The sequence below is a fragment of the Pseudomonas sp. NPDC089918 genome (assembly GCF_050280605.1).
Classification (GTDB): domain Bacteria; phylum Pseudomonadota; class Gammaproteobacteria; order Pseudomonadales; family Pseudomonadaceae; genus Aquipseudomonas.
The window spans coordinates 1-24,696 of record NZ_JBNNVP010000035.1; the positions used below are offsets into that span (position 1 = coordinate 1).

General features: G+C 59.5%; 24 protein-coding genes. 14 read left to right on the forward strand and 10 right to left on the reverse strand.

The window, feature by feature from the left end:
* Positions 1 to 201: 201 nt before the first annotated feature.
* Both hexR and ACQKPC_RS22125 read right to left on the reverse strand, forming a co-directional pair.
* Positions 202 to 1,068: a transcriptional regulator HexR gene (hexR, locus tag ACQKPC_RS22120; RefSeq protein WP_007896526.1), complete on the reverse strand. Its 867-nt coding sequence runs from the start codon at positions 1,066 to 1,068 to the stop codon at positions 202 to 204.
* A 169-nt stretch (positions 1,069 to 1,237) separates the two neighbouring features.
* Positions 1,238 to 4,111 (reverse strand): EAL domain-containing protein, encoded by a 2,874-nt coding sequence (locus tag ACQKPC_RS22125; RefSeq protein ID WP_427626270.1) that lies wholly within the window; start codon positions 4,109 to 4,111, stop codon positions 1,238 to 1,240.
* A 257-nt stretch (positions 4,112 to 4,368) separates the two neighbouring features.
* Here ACQKPC_RS22125 and uvrD point away from each other — a divergent pair, with 257 nt between their 5' ends.
* From uvrD to ACQKPC_RS22140, 3 genes are all read left to right on the forward strand, one after another.
* Positions 4,369 to 6,552 (forward strand): DNA helicase II, encoded by a 2,184-nt coding sequence (gene uvrD / locus ACQKPC_RS22130; RefSeq protein WP_427626271.1) that lies wholly within the window; start codon positions 4,369 to 4,371, stop codon positions 6,550 to 6,552.
* A 312-nt stretch (positions 6,553 to 6,864) separates the two neighbouring features.
* Positions 6,865 to 7,740, forward strand: a complete 876-nt coding sequence (locus ACQKPC_RS22135) for a Tim44 domain-containing protein (protein WP_427626272.1) — start codon at positions 6,865 to 6,867, stop codon at positions 7,738 to 7,740.
* Between the two features lie 136 nt (positions 7,741 to 7,876).
* Complete coding sequence (locus ACQKPC_RS22140) at positions 7,877 to 8,284, forward strand: SMI1/KNR4 family protein (RefSeq protein ID WP_008073570.1); 408 nt, start codon at positions 7,877 to 7,879, stop codon at positions 8,282 to 8,284.
* Between the two features lie 22 nt (positions 8,285 to 8,306).
* Here ACQKPC_RS22140 and ACQKPC_RS22145 read toward each other — a convergent pair whose 3' ends face one another.
* The gene (locus ACQKPC_RS22145; protein WP_427626273.1) at positions 8,307 to 10,070 is read right to left on the reverse strand and encodes a cation:proton antiporter; all 1,764 of its coding nucleotides are present in this window, start codon (positions 10,068 to 10,070) and stop codon (positions 8,307 to 8,309) included.
* Positions 10,071 to 10,267: 197 nt separating this feature from the next.
* Here ACQKPC_RS22145 and ACQKPC_RS22150 point away from each other — a divergent pair, with 197 nt between their 5' ends.
* A complete protein-coding gene (locus ACQKPC_RS22150) occupies positions 10,268 to 10,750 on the forward strand; it encodes an acyl-CoA thioesterase (protein WP_007896533.1) in 483 nt (160 codons plus the stop codon).
* A gap of 112 nt (positions 10,751 to 10,862) precedes the next feature.
* On the opposite strand, the gene pdxY is transcribed toward ACQKPC_RS22150, so the two are convergent.
* Positions 10,863 to 11,735, reverse strand: coding sequence for a pyridoxal kinase PdxY (gene pdxY / locus ACQKPC_RS22155; RefSeq protein WP_427626274.1), 873 nt, complete (start codon positions 11,733 to 11,735; stop codon positions 10,863 to 10,865).
* A 120-nt stretch (positions 11,736 to 11,855) separates the two neighbouring features.
* Here pdxY and ACQKPC_RS22160 point away from each other — a divergent pair, with 120 nt between their 5' ends.
* Positions 11,856 to 12,269 carry a DUF3301 domain-containing protein gene (locus ACQKPC_RS22160; RefSeq protein ID WP_427626276.1) on the forward strand — a complete coding sequence of 138 codons (414 nt, stop codon included), beginning with the start codon at positions 11,856 to 11,858 and terminating at the stop codon, positions 12,267 to 12,269.
* Positions 12,270 to 12,396: 127 nt separating this feature from the next.
* Here ACQKPC_RS22160 and ACQKPC_RS22165 read toward each other — a convergent pair whose 3' ends face one another.
* Positions 12,397 to 13,359 (reverse strand): CobW family GTP-binding protein, encoded by a 963-nt coding sequence (locus ACQKPC_RS22165; protein ID WP_427626277.1) that lies wholly within the window; start codon positions 13,357 to 13,359, stop codon positions 12,397 to 12,399.
* A 27-nt stretch (positions 13,360 to 13,386) separates the two neighbouring features.
* On the opposite strand from ACQKPC_RS22165, the gene ACQKPC_RS22170 reads away from it, so the two are divergent.
* Positions 13,387 to 13,743 (forward strand): hypothetical protein, encoded by a 357-nt coding sequence (locus tag ACQKPC_RS22170; protein ID WP_008073576.1) that lies wholly within the window; start codon positions 13,387 to 13,389, stop codon positions 13,741 to 13,743.
* A 4-nt stretch (positions 13,744 to 13,747) separates the two neighbouring features.
* On the opposite strand, the gene ACQKPC_RS22175 is transcribed toward ACQKPC_RS22170, so the two are convergent.
* The 3 genes from ACQKPC_RS22175 to dksA are packed head-to-tail and all read right to left on the reverse strand — an operon-like array spanning position 13,748 to position 16,039.
* Positions 13,748 to 14,398: a DUF1826 domain-containing protein gene (locus tag ACQKPC_RS22175; protein ID WP_427626280.1), complete on the reverse strand. Its 651-nt coding sequence runs from the start codon at positions 14,396 to 14,398 to the stop codon at positions 13,748 to 13,750.
* Positions 14,398 to 15,606 (reverse strand): zinc metallochaperone GTPase ZigA, encoded by a 1,209-nt coding sequence (zigA, locus tag ACQKPC_RS22180; RefSeq protein WP_427626281.1) that lies wholly within the window; start codon positions 15,604 to 15,606, stop codon positions 14,398 to 14,400. Before zigA ends, ACQKPC_RS22175 begins: the two co-directional genes overlap by 1 nt.
* Positions 15,607 to 15,634: 28 nt before the next feature.
* Complete coding sequence (dksA, locus tag ACQKPC_RS22185; RefSeq protein WP_427626284.1) at positions 15,635 to 16,039, reverse strand: RNA polymerase-binding protein DksA; 405 nt, start codon at positions 16,037 to 16,039, stop codon at positions 15,635 to 15,637.
* A 127-nt stretch (positions 16,040 to 16,166) separates the two neighbouring features.
* On the opposite strand from dksA, the gene ACQKPC_RS22190 reads away from it, so the two are divergent.
* Positions 16,167 to 16,544, forward strand: a complete 378-nt coding sequence (locus ACQKPC_RS22190; protein ID WP_063342061.1) for a hypothetical protein — start codon at positions 16,167 to 16,169, stop codon at positions 16,542 to 16,544.
* On the opposite strand, the gene ACQKPC_RS22195 is transcribed toward ACQKPC_RS22190, so the two are convergent.
* Positions 16,541 to 17,749, reverse strand: a complete 1,209-nt coding sequence (locus ACQKPC_RS22195; protein WP_427626286.1) for an N-acetylmuramoyl-L-alanine amidase — start codon at positions 17,747 to 17,749, stop codon at positions 16,541 to 16,543. The two genes, ACQKPC_RS22190 and ACQKPC_RS22195, sit on opposite strands and share 4 nt — an antisense overlap.
* Positions 17,750 to 17,835: 86 nt before the next feature.
* On the opposite strand from ACQKPC_RS22195, the gene folE2 reads away from it, so the two are divergent.
* The 7 genes from folE2 to ACQKPC_RS22230 are packed head-to-tail and all read left to right on the forward strand — an operon-like array spanning position 17,836 to position 23,983.
* Positions 17,836 to 18,732 (forward strand): GTP cyclohydrolase FolE2, encoded by an 897-nt coding sequence (folE2, locus tag ACQKPC_RS22200; protein WP_008073590.1) that lies wholly within the window; start codon positions 17,836 to 17,838, stop codon positions 18,730 to 18,732.
* The gene (locus ACQKPC_RS22205) at positions 18,729 to 19,397 is read left to right on the forward strand and encodes a metal ABC transporter ATP-binding protein (RefSeq protein WP_427626288.1); all 669 of its coding nucleotides are present in this window, start codon (positions 18,729 to 18,731) and stop codon (positions 19,395 to 19,397) included. Before folE2 ends, ACQKPC_RS22205 begins: the two co-directional genes overlap by 4 nt.
* Entirely contained in the window at positions 19,397 to 20,263 is an 867-nt protein-coding gene (locus tag ACQKPC_RS22210) for a metal ABC transporter permease (protein WP_427626290.1), read from the forward strand. The genes ACQKPC_RS22205 and ACQKPC_RS22210 overlap by 1 nt, the downstream gene beginning before the upstream one ends.
* Positions 20,264 to 20,274: 11 nt before the next feature.
* Entirely contained in the window at positions 20,275 to 21,150 is an 876-nt protein-coding gene (locus ACQKPC_RS22215) for a metal ABC transporter substrate-binding protein (protein ID WP_427626292.1), read from the forward strand.
* Positions 21,147 to 21,707, forward strand: coding sequence for a DapH/DapD/GlmU-related protein (locus ACQKPC_RS22220; protein WP_367373587.1), 561 nt, complete (start codon positions 21,147 to 21,149; stop codon positions 21,705 to 21,707). The genes ACQKPC_RS22215 and ACQKPC_RS22220 overlap by 4 nt, the downstream gene beginning before the upstream one ends.
* 2 nt (positions 21,708 to 21,709) lie before the next feature.
* A complete protein-coding gene (locus ACQKPC_RS22225; protein ID WP_427626294.1) occupies positions 21,710 to 23,047 on the forward strand; it encodes a dihydroorotase in 1,338 nt (445 codons plus the stop codon).
* 33 nt (positions 23,048 to 23,080) lie between these two features.
* Positions 23,081 to 23,983, forward strand: a complete 903-nt coding sequence (locus ACQKPC_RS22230) for a His/Gly/Thr/Pro-type tRNA ligase C-terminal domain-containing protein (RefSeq protein ID WP_427626296.1) — start codon at positions 23,081 to 23,083, stop codon at positions 23,981 to 23,983.
* Positions 23,984 to 24,061: 78 nt separating this feature from the next.
* Here ACQKPC_RS22230 and ACQKPC_RS22235 read toward each other — a convergent pair whose 3' ends face one another.
* Positions 24,062 to 24,583 (reverse strand): DUF3617 domain-containing protein, encoded by a 522-nt coding sequence (locus ACQKPC_RS22235; protein ID WP_008007839.1) that lies wholly within the window; start codon positions 24,581 to 24,583, stop codon positions 24,062 to 24,064.
* Between the last annotated feature and the right edge of the window lie 113 nt (positions 24,584 to 24,696).

A 24,696-nucleotide genomic window follows, 5' to 3' on the forward strand; every position in this document is an offset into this window, starting at 1 on the left:
CTTGCACGGGTCGTATTTGCACTGCTGAAAGGGCAGAGTGAATACCAAGCGAAAACGGGTTGAGGGCTTCCCCTCAACCATAGAATCTCCCACAGGGTTCGGTGGTGTTCACGCCTTTTGCGCAACACCGCCGTTCCTTGTGGGAGCGGGCTTGCCCGCGAATGAAGGTCGGTACGACCTTCCAGCAATCTCAGATCAGAATCAATCGTCCAGCGCTTTCACCGATTTGGGCGACAGCCGCAAGCTGCGAAGGCTGCGTTTGACGCTCTTCAGGTGATTGACCAGGCTCGGACCGCGGGCCATGGCCACACCCATCGCCAGCACATCGATCACTACCAGGTGCGCAATGCGCGACGTCAGCGGCGTATAGATTTCGGTGTCTTCATGCACATCAATCGCCAGATTGACGGTCGACAACTCGGCCAACGGTGTCTGGCTCGGGCACAACGTGATCAACGAAGCGCCGCTCTCGCGCACCAGATTGGCCGTGATCAACAGGTCCTTGGAACGCCCGGATTGGGAAATACAAATCGCCACGTCGCTCGGCTTCAAAGTGACCGCCGACATCGCCTGCATGTGCGGGTCGGAATACGCCGCTGCAGTCAGCAGTAAACGGAAGAACTTGTGCTGAGCATCCGCCGCCACTGCGCCCGACGCACCGAAGCCATAGAACTCGACACGCTGGGCCTGAGACATGAGCGACACAGCCCTCTGCAACTCCACCGGATCGAGTTTCTCGCGAACCTCCATCAGCGTATGCAGGGTGGTGTCGAAGATTTTCAGGCTGTAATCGGCGACTGAATCGTCTTCATGGATCGCGAACTGCCCGAAGCTCGCGCCGGCCGCCAGGCTCTGCGCCAGTTTCAATTTCAAATCCTGGAACCCGGAGCAACCAATGGCGCGGCAAAACCGCACGATGGTCGGCTCGCTGATGCCCACGCTGTGGGCCAGGTCGGCCATGGAGCTGTGCATCACCGCCGCAGGGTCAAGCAGCACGTGGTCGGCGACTTTGAGCTCCGACTTGCGTAACAGGTGGCGGGACTGGGCGATGTGTTGCAGCAGATTCAAGGGGATGGACTCTTTGTTATTGGCAGGTGCCGGGGATGTAGCACGCTTGTAGTTATACTACATGAATCGGCTTTTTGCCTGCTCAATGCGTAACTCAATGTCCCCATTTCATGCGCCATGCGCTCCATGTAGCCCTCTCGGTCCTTGTAGCAGCTGGCGAAGCCAGCGGCTACAAAGGGTTGACGTCGCGACGTAAAAGCTCGGCCAGGTTGGCGGCCTCGACCGGACGACTGATCAAATACCCCTGCACTTCATCGCAGCGCTCGACTTTCAGAAACTCCAGCTGCTCCGGCCGCTCCACCCCTTCAGCCACCACCTTCAACGACAACCCGTGAGCCATGGCAATGATCGCCCGGGTGATCGCCGCGTCCTCGCTGCCCTCCCCCAAACCGCGGATAAACGCCTGATCGATTTTCACGTAGTCCACAGGGATGCGCTTGAGATAGCTCAGCGACGAATAGCCAGTGCCAAAATCGTCGATGGCCAGTTTCACCCCAAGGTCGCGCAACTGCTGGAAGGTCGCAATGATGTGCTCGACGCTGTCCAGCAACTGGCTTTCGGTGAGCTCCAGTTCCAGGTAGTGCGGCGCCAGACCGGTTTCCTCCAGCACCTGGCGCACCAGGCTCACCAGTTTCCCCTGACGCAACTGATGCACCGACAGATTGACCGACACCCGAATCGGCTCCAGTCCCTGACGCTGCCACTCGCAGGCTTGCCAACAGGCCTGGCGTAAAACGAACTCGCCAATAGCGCCGATCAACCCGGTTTCCTCGGCCAAGCCGATGAAATCCCCCGGCGGCACTTGGCCCAGGGTCGGGTGATGCCAGCGTACCAATGCCTCGGCGGCATTCAGCCGGCCGGTGGCGAGGCAGAGTTTCGGTTGATAAAACACTTTCAACTGCTTTTCTTCGATGGCTTTGCGCAGCTGGTTCTCGAGTTGCAAACGCTCGAGCGTGCTGGCTTGCAGGCTGTCGGTATAAAACTGGAAATTGTTGCCGCCCAAGTGTTTGGCATGCTGCATGGCCATGTTCGACTGGCTGACCAGCGTGGAAATCTCCCGCGCGGTGTCCGGCAACAGGCTGATGCCCATGGACGCGCTCACCACCAATTCATGACCCTCGACGGTGATTGGCAAACGCAGCTTGGCCGACAATCGGGTCGCTACGCGCGCCAGGCTCGACAAGTTGCCATAGGCATCGAACAGCACCGCAAATTCATCACCGGACAACCGGGCGATGGTGTCCGCTTCCGGCAGCGCATTGACCAGGCGCCGGGACATTTTCTGCAACAGCTGATCAGCGATTTCGTGGCCGAGGCTGTCGTTGAGCAGCTTGAATCGATCCAGATTGATGTGCAGCAACGCCAGGCTGCGCCGACCGCCCTGACGCCCCCGCTGATGAGCCTTGTGCAGCCGTTCGCGAAACAACGATCGGTTGGCCAATCCCGTAAGTTCGTCGTAATGGGCGAGGTAACGCATGCGCTCTTCGGACTCACGCCGAGCAGACAAATCGGCGAAGAAGCCGACAATATGACTAACTTTTCCCCGTGAATCGCGCACCGCATTCAGTTGCAGCCATTGCGGATACAACTCGCCATTCTTGCGCGTTTCGACCAGCTCGCCCTGCCAGCTACCGTGCTGCTCCAGCGCCTGACGAATCGCTGCGTAGTGCCGGCGCGCGTCGCGACTGCAGGGTAACTCGACCACATTGCGCCCGAGCATGTCGTCGATGTCATAGCCAGTCACCCGACTGAAGGCCTGATTGGCAGCAATCAGCGCGTAATTAGGGTCAAGAATGACGATGCCCTCGCTGGCGGCCTCGAACACCGTCGCCGCCAGTTGACGCTGTTCTTCCAGGTGCTTGCTGGCACTGATATCGCGGCGGGTGCCGACCATTCGGATCACCCGGCCGTTTTCGCTGCGCTCAACTGCTCGCCCACGGTCCTCGATCCAGACCCAATGGCCATCACCATGCCGAACCCGGTACTCGATCTGATAATCCTCGGTACGGCCCTTCAAATGCTCGACCAGCGCCCTCTTCAGCGCTGGCAAGTCGTCGGGGTGCAGCCTCGGCTTGAGGTGGCGGAGCATCGCCGTCACATATTCCGGCTCCAGCCCGAACAACTCCTGGAGCTGAGTGTGATGGACTTCGTCCGTCTGCAGGTTCCAGTCCCACAAACCGAGTTCGCTCGCCTTCAACGCCAGCGCCAGCCGCGCTTCGCTCTTGCTCAAGGCCTGGTTGGCCGCGTCCAGCTCCAGACTGCGTTGGACGACCCGGTTTTCGAGATCGACCTGGGTTTCACGTAATTCGTCTTCGGCGCGGCGGCGCTGGTCGATTTCCTTGGCCAGTTCGTGGTTGAGCTGATCGCTGCGACGTTGCGCCTGCTGCAAGTGCTCGATCAGGGCCTGATTTTGAAAGCGCCGCAACAACCCCTGGTTGATCAGCCGATTGACCTGCCAGGCGACCACGCTCAACGAGCCCAGCAAAATCAGCCCGAACCAGCCCCAGCCCTGTTCCTGTTCATCCCCGCCCCAGAGCAGATAGCCGATGGCCGGTAACAGACAGGGCAAGGTAAAGGACAGAAAAGCCGGCAGGCTGACGGCATAGGCGACGCTGGCCGAGAGCGCCGCGGCGCCGATCAGGCCGAACACCCAGGCTTGCTGCATGAAATTATCAGCGGGCACCAACGCGATGCCGGCACCGGCCAGGGTCAGGCCAGTCATCGCAGAGCCGAGCATGAACATGCGACGCCAGACCGGATGGGCCTGACGGTCGGGAATCGCCGAATCGAAAGCCGCGACTTGAATCACCCGCAATGCCACCAGCGACAATAACCAGATCAGCCAGACGCTCACCACGAAGTAACGCTGCGGGCTCCAGAGCAGGCCGGCGCACACGAGACCGTTGATCAGCATGAACAGCGTAGGCAACAGTGAGCCTTGGTACAGCAGGCGCGTGCGTTCGACCGCCATTTCCATGGCGTACTGTTTGCGGATAACCCGGGGCTCCACAGAGGGGCCCGACAGGTCGGAGCTGAGGGTCATAGGCAATGTTCTTGTTCTTATAGTGAGCATGCGAGCCCGAATTGTGGACGGAGCATACACAAGCAAATGCCCGTACCAAACAGCCCAAGCTCATAAAATAGACGAAAGTTCGAGCCGCTCGCCCTGGTCCAAAAGCAGCCAGACGAGCCCCGCCAACGCTTGCAGCCGGTGACCGACCGGTCGTCATCGGTGCTTCTTTCATCGGCTAATGCAAAGCTCGGTTTGCCCGGTGTGACGGCGCACCCTAGAATGCCCCGATGCGCGATGATCTCTCCCTTCTGCTGAACTCCCTCAACGATGCCCAACGTCAGGCCGTAGCCGCCTCCGTGGGTCGTCAGTTGGTCCTGGCCGGTGCTGGCTCCGGTAAAACCCGAGTGCTGGTGCACCGTATCGCCTGGTTGATCCAGGTCGAAAACGCCTCGCCCCACTCCATTCTGTCGGTGACCTTCACCAACAAGGCCGCTGCCGAGATGCGTCATCGCATCGAGCAGCTGATGGGTATCAACCCGGCCGGCATGTGGGTCGGCACCTTCCACGGCCTGGCGCACCGCCTGCTGCGGGCGCACTGGCAGGAAGCCGGCCTGAGCCAGACTTTCCAGATTCTCGACAGCGACGACCAGCAACGGCTGGTCAAGCGGGTGATCCGCGAGCTGGGCCTGGACGAGCAACGCTGGCCGGTCCGACAGGCCCAGTGGTTCATCAACGGGCAGAAAGACGAAGGTCTGCGCCCACAACATATTCAAGCCAGCGGCGATCTGTTCCTGGCGACCATGCGCAGCATTTATGAAGCCTATGAGGCCGCGTGCCTGCGCGCCGGTGTCATCGATTTCTCTGAACTGCTGTTGCGCGCCCTCGATCTGTGGCGCGATAACCCGGGCCTGCTCGCCCATTATCAGAAGCGCTTCCGGCACATTCTGGTGGACGAATTCCAGGACACCAACGCCGTGCAGTACGCCTGGTTGCGTCTGCTGGCCAAGGGTGGCGACAGTCTGATGGTGGTCGGCGACGACGATCAGTCGATCTATGGCTGGCGCGGCGCGAAAATCGAGAACATTTATCAGTATTCCGACGATTTCCCCGATGCCCAGATCATTCGTCTGGAGCAAAACTACCGCTCCACCGCCGGGATCCTCAAAGCCGCCAACGCCCTGATCGCCAACAATACCGGGCGCATGGGCAAAGAGTTGTGGACTGATGGCGGCGAAGGCGAAGCAATCAATCTGTACGCGGCGTTCAACGAACACGATGAAGCACGCTACGTGGTTGAAACCATCGAAAGCGCGCTGAAAACCGGCTTGGCTCGTAGCGATATCGCGATTTTGTACCGCTCCAACGCCCAATCGCGCGTTTTGGAAGAAGCCTTGCTGCGTGAGCGCATTCCGTATCGCATTTATGGCGGTCAGCGCTTCTTCGAACGGGCAGAAATCAAGAATGCCATGGCGTACCTGCGTTTGCTGGAAGGCCGTGGCAACGATGCGGCCCTGGAGCGGGTAATCAACGTTCCGGCCCGTGGCATTGGCGAAAAAACCGTCGAAGCGATCCGCGATCATGCACGCCACAGCCATGTGTCAATGTGGGAAGCCATGCGTCAGCTGGTGGCGAACAAAGGCCTGACCGGTCGCGCGGCCGGTGCCCTTGGGGCATTTATGGAGCTGATCGAGAACCTCGCCGCCAAGTGCCTGGAAATGCCGCTGCACTTGATGACTCAGACCGTCATTGAGCAATCGGGGCTGATTGCCTACCACCAGGCGGAGAAAGGCGAGAAAGGCCAGGCCCGGGTAGAAAACCTTGAGGAACTGGTCAGCGCCGCACGTAACTTCGAAAACCCGGAAGAGGATGAAGAGCAGTCGCCACTGTCAGCGTTCCTCGGTCACGCCTCGCTGGAGGCCGGAGACACCCAGGCCGACGAACACGAAGACAGCATTCAGTTGATGACCCTGCACAGCGCCAAGGGCCTGGAATTCCCTTACGTGTTCCTGGTGGGCATGGAAGAAGGCCTGTTTCCGCACAAGATGAGCCTGGAAGAACCCGGCCGTCTTGAAGAGGAACGCCGCCTGGCCTACGTCGGTATCACCCGGGCGATGCAGAATCTGGTGCTGACCTATGCTGAAACCCGCCGCCTGTACGGCAGCGAGACCTACAACAAGGTGTCGCGTTTCGTACGTGAAGTGCCGAAAGGCCTGATTCAGGAAGTGCGGCTGTCCAACAGCGTCAGCCGTCCGTTCGGCGGTGGCCAGCAGCAGAGCTCCAGCAGTCTGTTCGGCGGCAGCGAGATCCCGGACACCGGGTTCAGCCTCGGTCAGACCGTGCGGCATTCGGTGTTCGGCGATGGTGTGATCCTGAATTTCGAAGGCGCCGGCGCTCAGGCGCGGGTACAGGTGAACTTCAGCGAAGGCAGCAAGTGGTTGATGCTGGGTTACGCCAAGCTGGAAGCGATCTAATCAGGCCTGATCGTTCCCACGCTCTGCGTGGGAATGCATCCCGTGACGCTCCGCGTCACAGTGGACGCAGAGCGTCCATGGCGGCGTTACCACGCAGAGCGTGGGAACGATCTATCTGCGTTCAGCCCGCTGCGGTCATTCCTACAGAACTAATCCACTCGTCCTACAGACCAAAGTTAACAAGTCTTATTGCGTGACCGGAAGCTGAACACAACCTGTCAGGCAAAAGCCCGAAACACTCTGCCGCTAGCCAGCAACACTTCAGCTGTGCAACATGGCGCGCGTGCCTTCCACAAATTGGGAATTCCCTTTATGAAACGTTTTCTTAGCATCGCCATGGCGTTGTGCATTGGCCTGACGATGAGCCTCGACGCCAATGCCGCCAAGCGCTTTGGTGGCGGCAAGAGCTCCGGCGCTGCGCCGACTCACCAGACCAGCCAAATGGCTCCTTCTTCTGCTGCAGGCGGCGCTGCTGCCACTGCGGGCGCGGCCGGTGCTGCTGGCGCCGCCACCAAGGCCAGCGGTGCTTCGCGCTGGCTCGGCCCTCTGGCCGGTATCGCCGCCGGTGGCCTGCTGGCCTCCATGTTCATGGGCGACGGCTTCCAGGGCATGCAGATCTTCGACATCCTGATCATGGCGGTCATCGCCTTCCTGGTCTTCCGTTTCATCGCCGCCCGTCGTCGCAAGCAGCAGGAGCACATGGCTCCAGCCGGCGCGCCGATGCAGCGTGAAGTGTTCGAACAGAAACCAACAGCCATGGGTTCGATCTTCGGCGGTTCGGCTGCACCTGCTGCTGCTCGTCCGGTGATCAACGCGCCAGCCTGGTTCAATGAAAACAACTTCGTTGAAGCGGCCCGCAACCACTTCCAGTCCCTGCAGCAACACTGGGATGCCAACGAAATGGACAAGATCGCCGAGTTCGTGACTCCGCAACTGCTGGAGTTCCTCAAGCGCGAACGTGCCGATCTGGGCGACGGCTTCCAGTCGACCTACATCGATAACCTCCAGGTACAACTGGATGGCGTTGATGACCGTGCGGACAAGACTATCGCCACCCTGACCTTCAGCGGTGTATCGAAGTCCTCGCGCTTTGATCAGGGCGAAGTGTTCAGCGAAAGCTGGAACATGGAACGTCCACAGGGCGAAAACCAGCCTTGGCTGGTGGCCGGTATCCGCCAGAACGGCTGATCAATTCCCGCGTTTCACCTGTTGTAATAAAACCCCGGCCTCGGCCGGGGTTTTCTATTTCACGGTTGCATCTATAGCGAGCTACTGTATAAACCGCCCCAACTAAACCGCGCCATCAAGCAAGAGGATCCCGGACGTGGAAGAAATCATCGAACAACTGCGTGAAGCCAACGAACCGGTACCGGTCCCCTTGGAATTGCCTGACGAAGATCAGATTGTGGAAATCGAAGAGCAACTGTTCATCGATATCCCATTCGTCTTCAGAGAATTTTTGCTGACCGTCAGCGACGTGGTCTACGGCAGCCTGGAGCCAGTGACTGTCACCGATCCGCAGTCCCACACCTACCTGCCGGACGTTGCCGCCAACGCCTGGGACGCAGGCGTCGATCGCAGCATGATTCCGATCTGCCAGGACGGTGACAATTACTACCTGGTCGAAGAAGACGGCACCGTGGTGCTGTGGCTGGCTGAAGAAGAGTTGCTCGCCGAAGAAACCTGGGAATCGGTATGGCACTGGGCGCGGGACGTCTGGCTGGAAAGCTGATTTACCCTGATGCATCGCGTGTTCAATGCCCGGACGATTCCTTGTGATTGTCCAGCGTTTCCAGCAAGGCCACCTGCATTCGCGTATGCACACGGATGAACCAGCGCCAGAGCAGCGCCGCCACCGCGGCCGCGACTATGACGATCAGCACCAGCAACTTGTTGGTCGGCAGAATACTGGCCGACAAGGCTGCCAGCAGCAGGAAAATCACTAACAGCGAGAGGATCGGAATCACTTCGGCGATTACCCGACGCACTCGCTGTGTGTGGCGGCCGGCCATTTCCGGCTTCACACCCATCTCTGCCAGCAGCATCGACAGCGCCTTGAGCTTGCGATAGGCGGCGATCAGGAACGGCAGTGACAACAGCAACGCCCCACCCCAGATCAACGCTTTCTGCCAGCTCGGGTCGCTGATCCAGCCTTGCAGGTAAACGGACATGCGCTCGGCGAAGAACGCGCCCGAGAAAAAGATCGCAATCACCAACGCCAGATTGACCCCTACCTGCAACAGAATCCGCCGGATCATCGACGCCAACAGTGCACCCTCGCCCTGAGGCTGAATGCTGCGCAGCCATTCGCCATACATCCCGAGCACACGGCCCAGACGCTGTGGCATCACCGCAGCAAGCTTGATCGACAGCGGATCGGCCGCGCGAATCAGATACGGCGTCAACAGCGTGGTGATCACCGAGACGGCCACCGCCACAGGGTAGAGAAAGTTGCTGGTGACCTGCAGCGTCATGCCCAACGCCGCGATGATGAAAGAGAATTCGCCAATCTGTGAAAGCCCCATCCCCACTCGCAGTGAGGTGCGTCCGTCATTGCCGGCGATAAAGGCACCGAGGCCGCAGGAAAGCATCTTACCCAGCACCACAGCCACGGTGATCACCGCGATCGGCCAGGCGTATTGCAGCAGGATCATCGGGTCGAGCATCAGGCCGATGGCGACGAAGAAGATGGCACTGAACAGGTCGCGAACCGGCTCGATCAACTGCTCGATCTTCAGCAGTTGCCGCGATTCAGCCATGATCGCGCCGATCAGGAACGCGCCGAGGACCATGCTGTATTCAAGTTTGACCACCAACAGGCAGAAGCCGAAACACAGGCCCAGTACGGTGATGAGCAGCATCTCGTTGCTGTCGAATTTGGCCACATAGGCCAGCAGTCGGGGCACCAGCAGAATGCCAATAACCAGTGCGACAATCATGAACAGTGACAGCTTGCCGACCGTGGAAAACACTTCGCCGGAACTGACGGTTCCGCTGACCGCGATGCTCGACAGTAACGCGATGATGCCAATGCCGAGGATGTCTTCGACGATCAGCACGCCGAAGATCAATTGGGCAAAACGTTCGTTCTTCATCTTCAGGTCGTTGAGCGCCTTGACGATGATGGTGGTCGAGGAAATTGCCAGGATCGCGCCGAGGAACAGCGAGTCCATGGTATTCCAATCGAACCAGCGGCCGATTTCATAGCCGATCCAGATCATCAGGACGATTTCCAGGAAGGCCGCGATGAACGCCGTGGCGCCGACCTTGAACAGCTTGCGCAGGCTGAACTCCAGCCCCAGGCAGAACATCAGGAAAATCACCCCGAGTTCGGCGAGGATCTTGATGGTTGCTTCATCGTGGATCAGGCTGAACGGTGGCGTGTGCGGGCCGATGATGAAGCCGGCGACGATATAGCCGAGCACCACCGGTTGTTTGAGACGATGAAAGAGCACGCTCACCACACCCGCGATCAACATGATCACTGCCAGATCCTGAATGAAACTGATGGCATGCATGGCATGTGGCTCCTTGGGGTGGGCTTTTGAAGGGTAACACCGCGACTTCTGGCAGAAAGGCGGTGCAATATATGGAAACAGATCGATCCGGGCGTGACGGCGACCATCCGCCCGGCGTCCCGATAACTGTTGGTTTGAAAAACCAAGCACCCGCAGAGGTGTAACCCCGAATCCTGCCTTGAACCCGTGAGTACGTTATGGAACCCGGAAACGCCCAGCTGTCGATGACGGTATTGATGACCCCCGACATGGCCAATTTCTCTGGCAATGTCCACGGTGGCACCCTGCTCAAATACCTCGATGAAGTGGCCTACGCCTGCGCCAGCCGCTATGCCGGCCGCTATGTGGTAACCCTGTCGGTGGATCAGGTGATCTTCCGCGAGCCGATTCACGTCGGCGAACTGGTGACCTTTCTGGCGTCGGTCAACTACACCGGCAACACCTCGATGGAGGTGGGCATCAAGGTCGTGACCGAGAACATCCGCGAGCGCTCGGTGCGCCACACCAACAGCTGCTTCTTCACCATGGTCGCGGTGGATGACCAGCGCAAACCGGCCGCGGTCCCGCCGCTGCAACCGCAGAACAGTGAAGACAAGCGTCGGTACATGCAGGCCCAGCAGCGTCGGCAGATTCGTCAGGAACTGGAAAAGCGTTATCAGGACATCAAGGGCGACGCCTGAGCAGACAGTTATCCAGCGCTCTTCAGATCGCTATCGCGAGCAGGCTCGCTCCCACAGGTACAGCGATAACCTTGTGGGAGCGAGCCTGCTCGCGATTGGGACAACCACCCGATTACAGGCTGATTGAGGTCGCTTCGAACCGCACCCGCGGATGGGCGATCCGGTCCTGCGCCCGCACCAGTTCCAGCTCATAGCTGGCGCAAGCCTGGGTTTCCAGCAGCACTTCATGCACCGCCGCCGCAGTGAATTCGAAGGCACTCACCAGATTGTCACCCTGCAGCACGCGCGCCAGGAACAACCCGGCAGTCAGATCGCCAACGCCCACCGGCTGACGCGGAAACGCCAGCAGCGGCCGACGCAGGTGCCAGCTGCCTTCAGTGGTCACCAGCAACATCTCGAAGCCATCCGCCAATTTGCCGGGATAGTCCAGATGCTTGACCAGCACCGCCTTCGGACCGCGCGCCAGCAGCGCGCGTGCCATGGCCAGGCAATCGAACAATGACTGCGCCTTGCGCCCCGAGAAGCTGTTCAGCTCCAACTGGTTCGGGCACATGAAGTCGGCCACCGCTGCCGCCTCTTCCAGCAGAAAATCGCTGACCTCGGCTGGAACGGTGCAGCCCTTCTCCGGATGGCCCATCACCGGGTCGCAGAGGTATACCGCTTTTGGATTGATCGATTTGATTCGTTCCACGCCCGCGAGAATCGCCCGGCCCTGGGCCGCGCTGCCGAGGTAGCCGGACAACACGGCATCGCAATTGCCCAGCTCACCGATCGCCGCGATGCCTTCCACCAATTCCGGAATCTGATGCGGGGCCAGCACTTCCCCGGCCCACTGGCCATATTGCGTGTGGTTGGAGAACTGCACGGTATTGAGCGGCCACACGTTCACCCCGACCCGCTGCATCGGGAAAACCGCGGCGCTGTTGCCTGCGTGGCCGAACACCACGTGGGACTGGATGGCGAGCACATGGGGCGTACGTTTCATGCGGTGAGTTTTCCGTCAAACGATTGAAATTCGAGCCGCGCAGTATGCGACTAAACACAGCCTGTACGACAGACCGGCGACGCAGTTAAGCTGGCACTATCTTGTTGGAGCACCCTGTTGATGCTGACCCTCGGAAATATCCTCGTGTTGATGCTGCTCGCCACCGGTGGCGCGTGGTTGTGGCACAACCACGGCTTGCGCGAACGTGCGCTGGAGCGGGTCATGCAGCATTGCGCCAAGCTTCGGATCGAGCTGCTGGACGGCAACGTAGCCTTGAAGAAGATCGCTTTCATTAAAGACGCCAACGGCCGTCGGCGCCTGGCCCGTGTGTATAACTTCGAATTCACCGTGACCGGCGAAACCCGCCACACCGGCATCATCACCCAGTTCGGCGCCCACAGCGCACAGATCGAGCTCGCGCCCTACCCGATGCCGTTCGACGACACTCCGCCGGTGATCGATATCGCGAAGCCCAGAGCCGAGGTGATTGAACTGAGCCAGTGGCGGCAAGAACACACGAAGTGGCGTCCATGAGTCGGATGTCAGTCAGTTAAAACCAATCGCGGGCAAACCCGCTCCCACAAGGTTCACACTGTACCTGTGGGAGCGGGCTTGCCCGCGATGAGGCCTTCAAAAACGGCACAAAAACTCGCTAATTTGCCTAAGTGCGGCACCCCGCCAAACCTTCCTGCAGTTCTGGGACAGCCTGCTGCTCACTGAAAATCAACTCCATGCGCGAATCCCGACGCCATTCACTGATCTGCCAATCCAGTAACGAGTTATCCACCGCATTCGCCGACACCCACCCCTCGGCGCTGTGGATAACCAGCTTCGCCCGCCGCCATTCAAGGCGCTCAAGCCATTTCCCGATCAATACGGCATCGAATACCTGACTCGGATGCCACCGCCATCCAACACTCCAGCCACCTTCCTGCGCCTGACTCAAGCAAATCGGCAGCGTGGGGTCGGTCCAGATGGCCGGCATCTTCGCCAATCCCTTGGGCACGACAAAGTTATCCACACCCCCGACAGCCCGAGCCCCGAGCCCCGGTAACTCACTCAATGGCAAGACGGCTTGCTGCGTCCAGTACAAGGGATGTTTCGGCAACCGCGCGGCGATTCGCTGGCGATCACTATCGTCGAGGCCTTCCGCCTTGTTCAGCAACAGCAACCCGGCACTGTCCATGGCTTGCTGTTGCGCCGCAGGCAACGGTTTCCCGGCCGCGAGCGCCTGAGCATCCAGCACCAGCACGCACGGCTGCACCGCCAGGACGCCTTGCCACGGAACCTCACTCAATTGCCGGAGTAACTGCGCCGGATGCCCTAGCCCGGAGGGTTCGATGAACAGTCGATCCGGTCGTGCCTTGCGCAGCAACCGCCCGAGGCCGATCTGAAACGGCGCACCATTGACGCAACACAAACAGCCCCCGGCCACTTCCCCCAGTGCGATACCATCGGCGTCCTGGGTCAACAGCGCGGCATCAAGGCCGATCTGGCCGAACTCGTTGATCAACACTGCCCAGCGCTCACCCGCGGGCCGCTGTGCCAGCAGGTGCTTGATCAGGCTGGTCTTGCCGGCCCCCAACGGGCCGGCAATGACGTGGGTGGGAATGTTCTGCAACATGGTCGAGGTTTTCTGAGGAGGTAAAGAATGCGGTTGATGGGATGGTCGTTGCTTCTGGCGCTCACGTCGGGCGAAGCGCTGGCTCAGGCCTGCGTGGTGCACAGCACGGCTGAGCGGCTCGACGTGAAGGTCTGCCAGCAAAACCGCAACATCCCGGAAAAACTGTTCGCCGACGGATTCTGCCAGCCGAATTTGCCCGGGCAGAAAGTCGAGGTGCAGTACGTCGACCAATGCCCTACCGGCGCGTTCGGGGTGTGCAGCAACGCTCAAGTCGCCAATATGCCTTACCGGCAGGATATTCACTATTACGGCGTGGCCACCGATGCGGCGTATCTGAAGCCGTTTTGCGAAGCCCAGAGCCAGGGAACCTGGCTCAAACCTTGAGCGGCTAGCTCAGCCAGTCAAGGGTCAGGATCAAACGACGCTCGCCCGGCGCTGGTTGCGGCGAACGGTGGATCAAACCGAAGCCTTCGTTGCCGTGCCACTTCTCCCCTTTAAGCAGCGCCACTTCGCCACTGGTGATCTGCTGTATCAGCGACTCATCCGGCGGTTCGGCCTCAGGTTTGCCTAATTGCTGGCGATCCATCGCCCCTTCTTTCAGCCACTGGCTGCCGATACCTGCGTAGGTGGTGATCAACCGCACTGGCACGTGATCGACGTGGAAACGCGGGCACATGGCTGTGTCCAGAACCCGCAGGCGCAGGCCGATACGCTGGGCGCCCAACAGGCAGGCGAAGGCGCTGACCAGCCAGGAAACATCAGCGATAAAGCCTTCGTAACCTTCCAGATCGCTGAAGCCTGAGGCTAAACCGTGGAGATTGGGTTCGGCGTCATCGCCGGGCATTTCCAGGGACAGCGACTCAGCCAGCGGCTCGTTCAGGGACAACAACAAACGACCGAAATCGGCAATGTGCGCTGGGAGTTGGCGTTGCCAGAGGGCCAGGTTTATGCCGTCGTCCAGAATTCCGGTCAGCGCTTTTGGCGTATCACCTTGAACCTGACGAATGACCGGTCGCAGCTTAAGACTGGGCGCCAACATCAGGCGGCCGCCTCTTCGTGCCAAGGACCGAACGGATCGGGCAGTAACTGCCACCCCTCGACACCCAAGGCCATTTCAGCATCCGTCAGCAGGCAGTTATCGAGTTCGGCGGCGAGTTGCGCAAAGTCGATGTTCTGGCCGATAAACACCAGTTCCTGACGGCAATCACCGGTGGCAGCCGTCCAGTTTTCCATGATCCCTGCGGTGCTTTCTTCGTCTTGCGGCCACTGGTTTTTCGGCACGAAACGCCACCAGCGCCCGGCAAAACCGTGGCGCATCAAACCGCCGGCCTGGGACCAGCTACCAGCATCCCTGTGTTTGCTGGCCAGCCAGAAATAGCCCTTGGAGCGCAGCAATTTGCCGTTCACCCACGGACGGTCGATGAAGCTGAAGAAGCGTTGTGGATGAAACGGTCGCCGCGCCCGATAGGCCGTGGAGGCGATACCGTATTCCTTGGTTTCCGGCACGTGTTCACCGCGCAATTCCTGCAACCATCCCGGCGCCTGAGCGGCTTTTTCGAAGTCAAAGCGCCCGGTGTTGAGGATTTTCTTGAGCGGCACTTCGCCCATGACCATTGGAATGATTTCCGCCTGGGAATTGAGCCGTTCAAGGATCGCGATCAACTCCTGGCGTTCGCGGCTGCTGATCAAATCGATCTTGCTGATCAGGATCACGTCGGCGAATTCGATCTGCTCGATCAACAGGTCAGTGATCGAGCGTTCGTCCTCCTCGCCCAGGGTTTCGCCACGGGAAGCGAGGCTTTCGGCGGCCTGATAGTCGAGCAGGAAGTTCATGCCGTCGACCACGGTAACCATGGTGTCTAGCCGCGCGATGTCGGCCAGGCTCTGCCCTTCTTCATCGCGAAACGTGAAGGTTTCCGCTACGGGCAAAGGCTCGGAAATCCCCGTGGACTCGATCAGCAGGTAATCGAAACGACCGTCTCTGGCGAGTTTGCTGACTTCTTCGAGCAAATCTTCCCTCAAGGTGCAGCAGATGCAGCCGTTACTCATTTCCACGAGTTTTTCTTCGGCACGGTTCAGGCTGACATCGCGCTGAACTTCGCTGCCATCAATGTTGATCTCACTCATGTCATTGACGATCACCGCGACACGCAAATTTTCGCGATTACGTAGTACGTAATTAAGAAGTGTACTTTTTCCAGCACCGAGAAAGCCCGACAGGACGGTCACGGGGAGACGATTGGGCATCAGGTATTCCTCATCAGGATGTGGCCGGTCAAATCGCCCGTTGATGGCGTTCGCGCAGCTCTTCACGTTCTTTGGCTTCAATACACAAAGTGGCGGTGGGTCGCAGCAGCAGGCGCTTGAGACCGATCGGCTCACCGGTTTCGCGGCACCAGCCGTACTCACCGCGAGCCAGGTGTTCGAGGGCTTCGGCAATCTTGTCCAGGAGCTTCTTTTCCCGCTCCAGCAGGCGCAGTTGCCACTGGCGCTGTTCTTCGGCGCTGCCGATATCGGCGGGATCGCTGTGGGGTTCCTGCTCGCGTAACGCGTCGAACTCGCCGGCAATGCGCTCCTGCAGCTCGCTGCGCTGAGCCAGCAACAGCTCGCGAAAGAAGCCTTGCTGGGCGTCGTTCATGTAATCGGCGGCGGGTTGAGCGAGGAGTTCTTGTTCAGTCATGGCGGTGGATCATCAGAACGGGTGTATTTTTATGTTATAGTATAACAATACAAATAAGCCACTCCCCTTTTGTTACTCACGACAAAGGGCACGATGCTTTAAACCGTCTGCCCTTTTGAGAAATGCCATGGGAAACGCCCTGAAACTCTCGCTATTGAGCCTTTCGCTGCTGATTGCGGTCGATGCCTGGGGACAAATCCCGAGCCTGGCCAACTGCACCCGTAGCGCCAATCTGCTGGCCTGCGTAGATGCCGATGGCAATGCTTACAGCGTTAACACCGTCGGTAGCACGATCTATCTGCGCGGCTTCGAAGTAGCCGGCAAACGCCAATGGGCGCAAACCAACAGCCGCTACGGGCAACTGACATTCTTCACGGGCATCGCGTCCGATGGCGAAGCCTGGGTCGGCTACAACCGCCGGGTTGGCTGGACAACCATTAATCGGTTTTCCAGCTCCGGCGGCAGCAGCGGCAAGTTCACGTGCAGCCGGATGACCGGCTGCTAGGCCTGCATCTTTTTCTGTTCCTGTTGCCAGGCGATGTAGCTGTTCATCGGTGGGTTCTTCTGAAAATAGCGCTGCAAACCTTCGAACAAACCATCCGCCACGGCTTGTTGATGACGGGCAGTCACCAGTCGCTGGCTGTCGCGGGGGTTTGAGATGAAGCCGGTTTCCACCAGAATCGACGGCACATCCGGCGACTTCAATACAGCGAATCCCGCTTGTTCCACTCGCTTCTGATGCAGTGTGGTGATGCCTGCCAGGCTGCCAAGCACCGTACTGCCCAGTTGCAAACTGGCGGCGATGGTGGCATTCATCGACATGTCGAGAATCACCCCGGCGAGCATCGGATCCTTATCCTTGAGATTGAGCAGGCTGGTGGCACCCAGCAGGTCTGCACCGTTCTCCCGTTGCGCCATGAAACGCGCCGTGGCCGAGGTCGCGCCGCCTTCGGACAGGCAGTACACCGACGCACCTGAAGCGGTGAGACGCGGCGCCGCGTCCGCATGAACCGAGATGAACATGTCGGCATTGTGCTTGCGGGCGATCTCCACGCGTTTACGCAGCGGGACGAAGAAGTCGTCGTTGCGCACCAGTTTCACGTCGAAGCCCTTCTCGCGCTTCAGCCGCTTGGCCAGCAATTGGGCGATCGACAGCACCACGTCTTTTTCCCGCTCACCTTTGGCACCGACCGCGCCCGGGTCTTTGCCGCCGTGACCCGGGTCGACCACCACGATGATGTCGCGCTTGGGGTGAGCCTTGTCGGGGACGGGTTCAGGTTTTTCCGACGGCACCGCCGCAATCTGTAGCGGCGCGGCGGTCTTCAGATCGAGCACCAATCGGTGCCCCTGCCCGTCCTGGGGCGGCAGCAGGAAACTGTTGAGCTGCACCGGGCCGCTGAGGTCGAGGACGATCCGCGTATCGCCTTGACCGAAATGTCCGGAGCGGATTGAGCGAATCACCGTATTGCCGAGTGCTAACTGACTGAAATCGCCACTGAGATTGGCGCCACTCAGATCAATGATCAGCCGCTGCGGAGCGCTCAGGGAAAACGTCTTGTATTGCACCGGCCCGCTCAGATCGAACACCAGTCGTAACTTGTCATCGGAACGCCACAGTCGTGCATTGCGAATTTGCGTGGCCGACACACCAAAGGGTAAAGCGAAGGCCGCGCTGGCCAGAATCAGGTTGAGCAAGTGACGTCTGTGCATGGTGAAAGCCTGCTCACGAAAAAGGCATCGTCGATTTGATTGTTATAATATAACATGCCAAATCAACTCCCACGATGGACCTGCTCATGAATGCGCTGACTCTGCCGGATATCGCCGCGCAGGCCTCACGCCAAGCCCTGCCACTCGATTGGGTGGGCATGTGCGGCATTGCTCTTCCTGTTTTATTCGATGGCCAGCGACTGAGCGCAAAGGCCGACGCTGGCGTTAGCCTCGACGATGGAGAGGCGCGCGGCATCCATATGTCGCGGCTGTATCTGGCGTTGGAAATGCTTGAGCAGGAGAACCTTTCGCCCGCGTTATTGCGGCGAGTCTTGCAAAATTTTCTCGAAACCCATGAAGGACTTTCCCGCAACGCTTACCTAAAAATTCACACCGATCTATTGCTCAAAAGACCCGCGCTCATCAGTCCGCTAGCCGGTTGGAAAACTTATCCGGTGAGCATCGAAGCCAGTTTGAAAAACGCGATGTTCCACGTGGAACTAAAAATCGATGTTCCTTATTCCTCAACCTGCCCGTGCTCAGCGGCACTTTCGCGGCAGTTGATTCAACAACAATTCGTGGATGACTTTGCCAACAAGTCGCTGCAACACGCCGACGTTCTGGCTTGGCTCGGTTCCACGAAAGGCATCGTCGCCACGCCGCATAGCCAACGCAGCAATGCGCGATTGCAGTTGCGTCTGGACGATTATCTGGATGACCTGCCGCTGATCGCCGCGATCAACGATGCGGAAGCAGCCCTCGGCACCGCAGTGCAAACCGCCGTGAAACGCGCCGATGAACAAGCCTTCGCCCTCGCCAATGGACAGAACCTGATGTTCTGCGAAGACGCCGCTCGACGCTTGAACCTGGCCCTGAAACGCTCCGCCGGAATCAACGCCTTTCACGTGCGAGTCGTTCACGCCGAAAGTCTTCATGCCCACGATGCTGTCGCCGAAAGTCGCTGGAATTGGGAGGCCGCATGATCCAATGCCAAGCCTTGCGCTGGGGCGCTCCCGGTCAACCGCTCACTCCGTCGGTGGATTTCCAATTGCCCAAAGGAAGTCTGACCGCCGTCATCGGTGCCAACGGTTCGGGTAAAAGCAGCCTGCTAAAAGTCATTGCCGGTCTGCAAAAGCCACTGACCGGAAAAGTCATCATTGATGTTCCACGCAAAGGCGGCCTTTCGTTCCTGCCTCAGCAACAACACCTGGACCGGCAATTCCCCATCAGCCTGCAAGAGTTGGTGGCAGCAGGTTTCTGGGGCAGCAAGCAAACTCCGGAAATTCGCAGCCAACGCCTCAAGTCTGCGCTGGAAGACTGGTGCCTGAGTGGCCTGGAACATCGCCCATTGATGGCTCTCTCCGGGGGCGAATTGCAGCGTGCCCTGCTCGCCCGGTTGAGTCTTGCAGAAGCCCCCTTGTTGTTGCTCGACGAACCCCATGCCGCGCTCGACGAACTCGGCCAGGCGCTGCTCTGGAAACACATCCATGCCTGGCATGCCGAAGGTCGAACGCTGGTGGTGGTGTGTCATGACCTGGCCGCCGTGCGCCAACACATCCCCCAAGCCCTATTGATCAAAAGCAGCGGCTGCGTCCTCGGCCCCAGTACCGACCTGATTCGCCAACAACCTCAGACGCAGGTGGCTTGATGATCGCTGCCGCTCAGCTTTGGCAACCGTTCCACGAATTCGTATTCATGCGCCGGGCGTTGCTTGGTGGTCTCGTTCTGGCGTGCAGCACGGCACCGCTTGGGGTGTTTTTGATTCTGCGACGCATGAGCCTGATCGGTGACGCGGTGGCTCACGGCATCTTGCCCGGCGCCGCATTGGGCTTCTGGTTCGCCGGGTTGAGTCTGCCCGCGTTGACCATTGGTGGCCTCGGCGCTGGCCTGAGTATGGCCGGACTGGCCGCCTGGATCACCCGCCGCACCGGCCTGCGGGAAGACGCGAGCCTGGCCGCGATCTACCCGATATCGCTGGCCAGCGGCGTGCTGATCCTCGGCATTGCCGGTAAGCGACTGGACCTGTTGCACCTACTGTTTGGCTCGGCGCTCGCGGTAGATGGGCCGACTTTGACCGGCATGATTTGGGTCTCGGGCTTCAGCCTGATCGCCATGGCCCTCATCTACAAACCCCTGTTGCTGGACACCCTCGACCCGCTCTTTCTGCAAACCGTCAGCCGCCTCGGGCCGCTGGCTCACGGGGTATTTCTGACCCTGGTGGTGCTGAACCTGGTGATCGGTTTCCAGGCTATCGGCGCCCTGATGGTGGTCGGTTTGATGATGTTGCCGGCCGCCGCTTCTCGCTTCTGGAGTCGTCGCTTGCCGGTACTGATGGTCATCGCCGCACTGCTCGGTTGCCTCTCGGTCTGGCTCGGATTGTTGCTGTCGTTTTACTTCTCACTGCCCAGCGGCCCGGCGATCGTGCTGGTGGCTGGCGCTTTGTATCTGCTGTCCGTGGTGTTCGGTCCGGTGCACGGTTTGCTGCGCCGCCCGCCTTTGCTCACATCCCAATGAGGTGTAACCCGATGCGCGCTTTACTCGTGCTGTTCAGTCTGATGCTGTCGATGTCGCTGTCTGCAGCAGAAAAACTCCAGGTAGTCACCAGCTTCAGCATCCTCGCCGACATGACCCATCAGGTCGGCGGCGACCATATCCAGATCACCAACATGGTCGGGCCGGACGCCGATGCCCACACCTACGAGCCAACTCCGGACGATGCCAAGGCATTGCTCAAGGCCAGACTGATCATCAAGAATGGGCTAGGTTTCGAGCCATGGCTGGACCGTCTGGTGACCAGCACCGAGACCAAAGCTGCGGTCATCAGCGCCAGCCACGGTGTCATCCCACGCTCGCTGGATGAAGACGGCGAAACCATCCCGGACCCGCACGCCTGGCACAACCTGGCGAACACCGAGCTGTACATCAGCAACATCACCAAAGCGCTGATCGCCGCCGACCCTGCCAACAAAACCGACTACGAGCACAACAGCCAGGCCTACCTGAAAAAGATCTATGCCTTGCTCGCCGAGGCCAAAGCCAAGCTCGGTTCGCTGCCGCCGGGTAATCGCAAAATCGTGACCTCCCATGACGCCTTCGGCTATCTCGGTCAGGCTTACGGCATCGACTTCATGGCGCCACAAGGACTGTCCACCGAACGTGAACCGTCGGCCGCCGAAGTCGCTGCGCTGATCACGCAGATCCGTCAGGCCAAGGTCAAAGCAGTGTTCATGGAAAACATCAAGGACGCACGCCTGCTCAAGCAAATCGCCGATGAAAGCGGCGCGCATATCGGCGGCACGCTGTACTCCGATGCTCTCGCGGCGACCGGCCCGGCCAGCACGTTCGCCGGGTTGTTCGAATACAACCTCAACACCTTGTATGAGGCGTTGAGCAAGCCATGATCCGCAAGAATCCTTCGGGTGATCTTCCATTGATTGCGGAGTCGGCGTACGTGGATAAAACCGCCATCATCTGCGGCAAAGTGGTGATCGGCGAGAACGTGTTCGTCGGTCCCTACGCGGTGATTCGCGCCGATGAAGTGGATGATTCGGGCGAGATGGAGCCAATCACCATCGGCGCCAATTCGAACATCCAGGACGGCGTGGTGATCCACTCCAAGTCGGGGGCGGCGGTGACCATCGGCGAGTTCAGCTCTATCGCCCACCGCTCCATCGTGCATGGCCCCTGCACCGTTGGTAATCGCGTATTCATCGGGTTCAACAGCGTACTGTTCAACTGCGCGGTGGGCGACGGTTGCGTGGTGCGGCACAACTCGGTGGTCGATGGTCGTGACTTGCCTGAAGACTTCTACGTGCCCTCCACCACGCGCATCGGCCCCAACACTGACCTGTCGCAGTTCCCACCGGTGAGCGTCAGTGCCTCGGAGTTTTCCGAGGACGTGGCGCGCACCAACGTTGATTTGGTGCGCGGCTACAAAGCCCTGCAAAACGAGTTCTGACCATGAGCAGCGTGCTGATTCGCAACGCCCGGCTGGTGAATGAGGGTCGTGAATTCGACGGTGATTTGCTGGTAAGCCACGGTCGCATCGTCAAGATCGCCAGCAGCATAGAAGGTGAAACGGCCACCGTGGAAATCGACGCCAACGGCCAATGGGTGCTGCCGGGCATGATCGATGACCAGGTGCATTTCCGCGATCCCGGAGCGCCGGACAAGGGCAGCTTCCATACCGAATCCAGGGCGGCAGTTGCCGGCGGCATCACCAGCTTCATGGACATGCCCAACACCTCCCCGGCCACCCTGACCCTCGCCGCGCTGGCCGACAAGAAGCGTCGAGCGGCGACCAGCTCAGTGGCCAATTACGGTTTTCATTTCGGCGTGAGCAACGACAATCTCGATACCGTCGCCGCGCTCAATCCTTGTGAGGTGGCCGGAGTCAAAGTGTTCATGGGCGCCTCCACCGGCAACATGCTGGTGGACGATCCACGGATTCTCGAGCGGCTCTTCGCCGAGGTGCCGACCATTTTGTTGGCTCACTGCGAACACACACCCAGCATCGAAGCCAATGCCGCAAACCTGCGAGAGCTGTTCGGCGAGCACCTTCCACCCGCCGCTCACCCGCTGATCCGCAACGCCGAAGCGTGCTTTCGCTCCTCCTCAATGGCCGTTGATCTGGCCAGGCAACACGGCACCCGACTGCACGTTTTACACTTGAGCACCGCCCGTGAGCTGGCGCTGTTTGAAGACCAGCCGCTGGCACAGAAACGCATCACCGCCGAAGTCTGCCTGCATCACTTGCTGTTCGATGATCACGACTACCCGAGCCTTGGCAACCTGATCAAGTGCAACCCGGCGATCAAGACTCAGGCCGACCGCGATGCTTTGCGCAAAGCATTGTTGAGCAATCGACTGGATGTGATCGGCAGCGATCACGCGCCTCATACCTGGGCCGAAAAACAGCGACCCTACAGCCAGGCGCCGTCCGGTTTGCCGTTGGTGCAACACGCCCTGCCCGCGTTGCTGGAGCTGGTGTCCGATGAGATATTGCCGATCACCACCCTCGTGGCCAAGACCAGTCATCGGGTCGCCGATTTGTTTGCCATCCCCGACCGCGGCTACCTGCGCGAAGGCTATTGGGCAGATCTGGTATTGATTAAACCCGAGCCCGATGGCGTTGCGGTTTCCCGGCAGCCGATCCTTTCGCAATGTGGCTGGACGCCCTTCACCCACCATTGTTTTCGCCACAGCGTCACCACTACGGTCGTGTCGGGGCAAATTGCCTGGCACGACCAACGTCTTAATGACAGCTGCCAGGGTTTAGCCCTACGGTTTATGCGCTAGCGCGCGTTATCGAAAACATTCGAGAACACGATCATGGTCCACATCACCCTGCCCGATGGTTCATTGCGTGAGTACGATCAGCCGCTGACTGTGTATGAAGTCGCTGCGAGTATCAGTCTCGGGTTGGCCAACGTGGCGGTGGCCGGTCGGGTCGACGGCGTGTTGGTGGACTGTGGGTTCCTGATCGAGGGCGATGCCCGGGTCAGTATCGTCACGCCCCAGGAGCCCGATGGCCTGGAGATCCTTCGCCGTTCCTGCGCGCTGATGTTGGCCATGGCCGTCAAACAGCTTTTTCCGCACGCGCAATTGCGGACCGGATCGTCGCTAGGTGACGGTTTCTTTTATGAGTTTGCTTTCCAGCGCTCTTTAACTCTGGCCGAGCTGCCTGTTATTGAAGCGCGCATGCATGCACTGGCGGCGACCAACCATTCGATCCGCCGGGAACCAGCTCCCCAGGCGACGTCAACCGAACAGTTATCGCTGTATCGCTTGGGGGATTTTGAAAGTTTCGCAGCAGGCCCGCATGTTCCCACCACCAAGGTATTGCAAGCGTTCACTCTGAACCATATCAGCGGCACGTCGCAGCAACGGATCTACGGCACGTGCTGGTCCAGCCAACAGGAGCTGGACACCTGGCGAGCGCCGCCGCAGGTGATGGTCGTGAACATCGATGAACGTCAGACCGCTTATGCGCACTCAGTGACCCAGGCACTGCGCCGCCGCGAACTGAGGGCCAACTCGGATCTGCGTAACGAGAAAATCAGCCACAAGATTCGCCAGCACAGCCAGAAAGTGCCGTATCTGTTGGTAGTGGGAGAGAAGGAAAAGGAAGGCGGGTTTGTCAGTATGCGCAGCGGCAGCGGAGAGAACTTCGGGGAGAAAGGGATTGAGGCGGTGTGTGAATTGTTGAATCCGCCCAAGATTCAAGGTGACTAAACGGACGTCATCGCGGGCAAGCCCGCTCCCACAGGGATCGCGTATGACCTTGTGGGAGCGGGCTTGCCCGCGATGCTTTTAGGCTCTTGGCTTCACTGTGCCGCAATCCTGGCCCAACCACACAGCGCGAGTATCGAGGCTACCCTTCTGCTGAATGCCGGTGGCGTTGAAAGTGCCATTGACCTTGGTGGTGAACTCACGATCGCTGAGGAATGTGGCGACACCCGCACCTTGCGCTTTCGGACAGCTGAAACGGAATTTCCACTGGTTGCCGGTACGTTCGGTGATTTGCTGCTTGCAGCCCGATTGTGGGTCCGTCAGTGGAATGTTGTCGGTCTTCACCTGCTCGGGCGTCAGGCACGCCCGAATCCCTTTGCCGCCCATAGTGATGCCCTGCTTCTCCAGCTGCGCGCGCTGTTCAGGGGTCATCTGACTCTGTATCTGGCCGAGGATCAGTTGCAGATCGGGCAGGTTCTGGTCATCGACCTTCATGTTGCTTGAAGTCATTTCCCACAAGCCCGGCTGCAACATCTGCGCCTGAGCAGCCACAGGAAGTGTCAAACCAAACGCAATGGCCAAACCCAGCAGACGAACGTTCATCGAGTAACTCCTGATCATTAGTGGCCGTTAGACGTCAGCCACGGGCTTCGGTTCATGGGCCAATTAAATAGCGACATTCTGCCCGGAACATGGTCTGTTAAGCATTGAATCTT

Excerpts from the sequence above, each read along its gene's own strand:
- ACQKPC_RS22145 (WP_427626273.1), bottom strand. The coding sequence starts at position 10,070 with ATGCATGCCATCAGTTTCATTCAGGATCTGGCAGTGATCATGTTGATC.
- ACQKPC_RS22165 (WP_427626277.1), bottom strand. The coding sequence starts at position 13,359 with ATGTTGCAGAACATTCCCACCCACGTCATTGCCGGCCCGTTGGGGGCC.
- ACQKPC_RS22150 (WP_007896533.1), top strand. The coding sequence starts at position 10,268 with ATGGAACCCGGAAACGCCCAGCTGTCGATGACGGTATTGATGACCCCC.
- uvrD (WP_427626271.1), top strand. The coding sequence starts at position 4,369 with ATGCGCGATGATCTCTCCCTTCTGCTGAACTCCCTCAACGATGCCCAA.
- ACQKPC_RS22125 (WP_427626270.1), bottom strand. The coding sequence starts at position 4,111 with ATGACCCTCAGCTCCGACCTGTCGGGCCCCTCTGTGGAGCCCCGGGTT.
- dksA (WP_427626284.1), bottom strand. The coding sequence starts at position 16,039 with ATGACTGAACAAGAACTCCTCGCTCAACCCGCCGCCGATTACATGAAC.
- pdxY (WP_427626274.1), bottom strand. The coding sequence starts at position 11,735 with ATGAAACGTACGCCCCATGTGCTCGCCATCCAGTCCCACGTGGTGTTC.
- ACQKPC_RS22190 (WP_063342061.1), top strand. The coding sequence starts at position 16,167 with ATGGGAAACGCCCTGAAACTCTCGCTATTGAGCCTTTCGCTGCTGATT.
- ACQKPC_RS22170 (WP_008073576.1), top strand. The coding sequence starts at position 13,387 with ATGCGGTTGATGGGATGGTCGTTGCTTCTGGCGCTCACGTCGGGCGAA.
- zigA (WP_427626281.1), bottom strand. The coding sequence starts at position 15,606 with ATGCCCAATCGTCTCCCCGTGACCGTCCTGTCGGGCTTTCTCGGTGCT.
- ACQKPC_RS22135 (WP_427626272.1), top strand. The coding sequence starts at position 6,865 with ATGAAACGTTTTCTTAGCATCGCCATGGCGTTGTGCATTGGCCTGACG.
- ACQKPC_RS22205 (WP_427626288.1), top strand. The coding sequence starts at position 18,729 with ATGATCCAATGCCAAGCCTTGCGCTGGGGCGCTCCCGGTCAACCGCTC.
- ACQKPC_RS22230 (WP_427626296.1), top strand. The coding sequence starts at position 23,081 with ATGGTCCACATCACCCTGCCCGATGGTTCATTGCGTGAGTACGATCAG.
- ACQKPC_RS22175 (WP_427626280.1), bottom strand. The coding sequence starts at position 14,398 with ATGTTGGCGCCCAGTCTTAAGCTGCGACCGGTCATTCGTCAGGTTCAA.
- folE2 (WP_008073590.1), top strand. The coding sequence starts at position 17,836 with ATGAATGCGCTGACTCTGCCGGATATCGCCGCGCAGGCCTCACGCCAA.
- ACQKPC_RS22235 (WP_008007839.1), bottom strand. The coding sequence starts at position 24,583 with ATGAACGTTCGTCTGCTGGGTTTGGCCATTGCGTTTGGTTTGACACTT.
- ACQKPC_RS22215 (WP_427626292.1), top strand. The coding sequence starts at position 20,275 with ATGCGCGCTTTACTCGTGCTGTTCAGTCTGATGCTGTCGATGTCGCTG.
- ACQKPC_RS22210 (WP_427626290.1), top strand. The coding sequence starts at position 19,397 with ATGATCGCTGCCGCTCAGCTTTGGCAACCGTTCCACGAATTCGTATTC.
- ACQKPC_RS22195 (WP_427626286.1), bottom strand. The coding sequence starts at position 17,749 with ATGCACAGACGTCACTTGCTCAACCTGATTCTGGCCAGCGCGGCCTTC.
- ACQKPC_RS22160 (WP_427626276.1), top strand. The coding sequence starts at position 11,856 with ATGCTGACCCTCGGAAATATCCTCGTGTTGATGCTGCTCGCCACCGGT.
- ACQKPC_RS22220 (WP_367373587.1), top strand. The coding sequence starts at position 21,147 with ATGATCCGCAAGAATCCTTCGGGTGATCTTCCATTGATTGCGGAGTCG.
- ACQKPC_RS22225 (WP_427626294.1), top strand. The coding sequence starts at position 21,710 with ATGAGCAGCGTGCTGATTCGCAACGCCCGGCTGGTGAATGAGGGTCGT.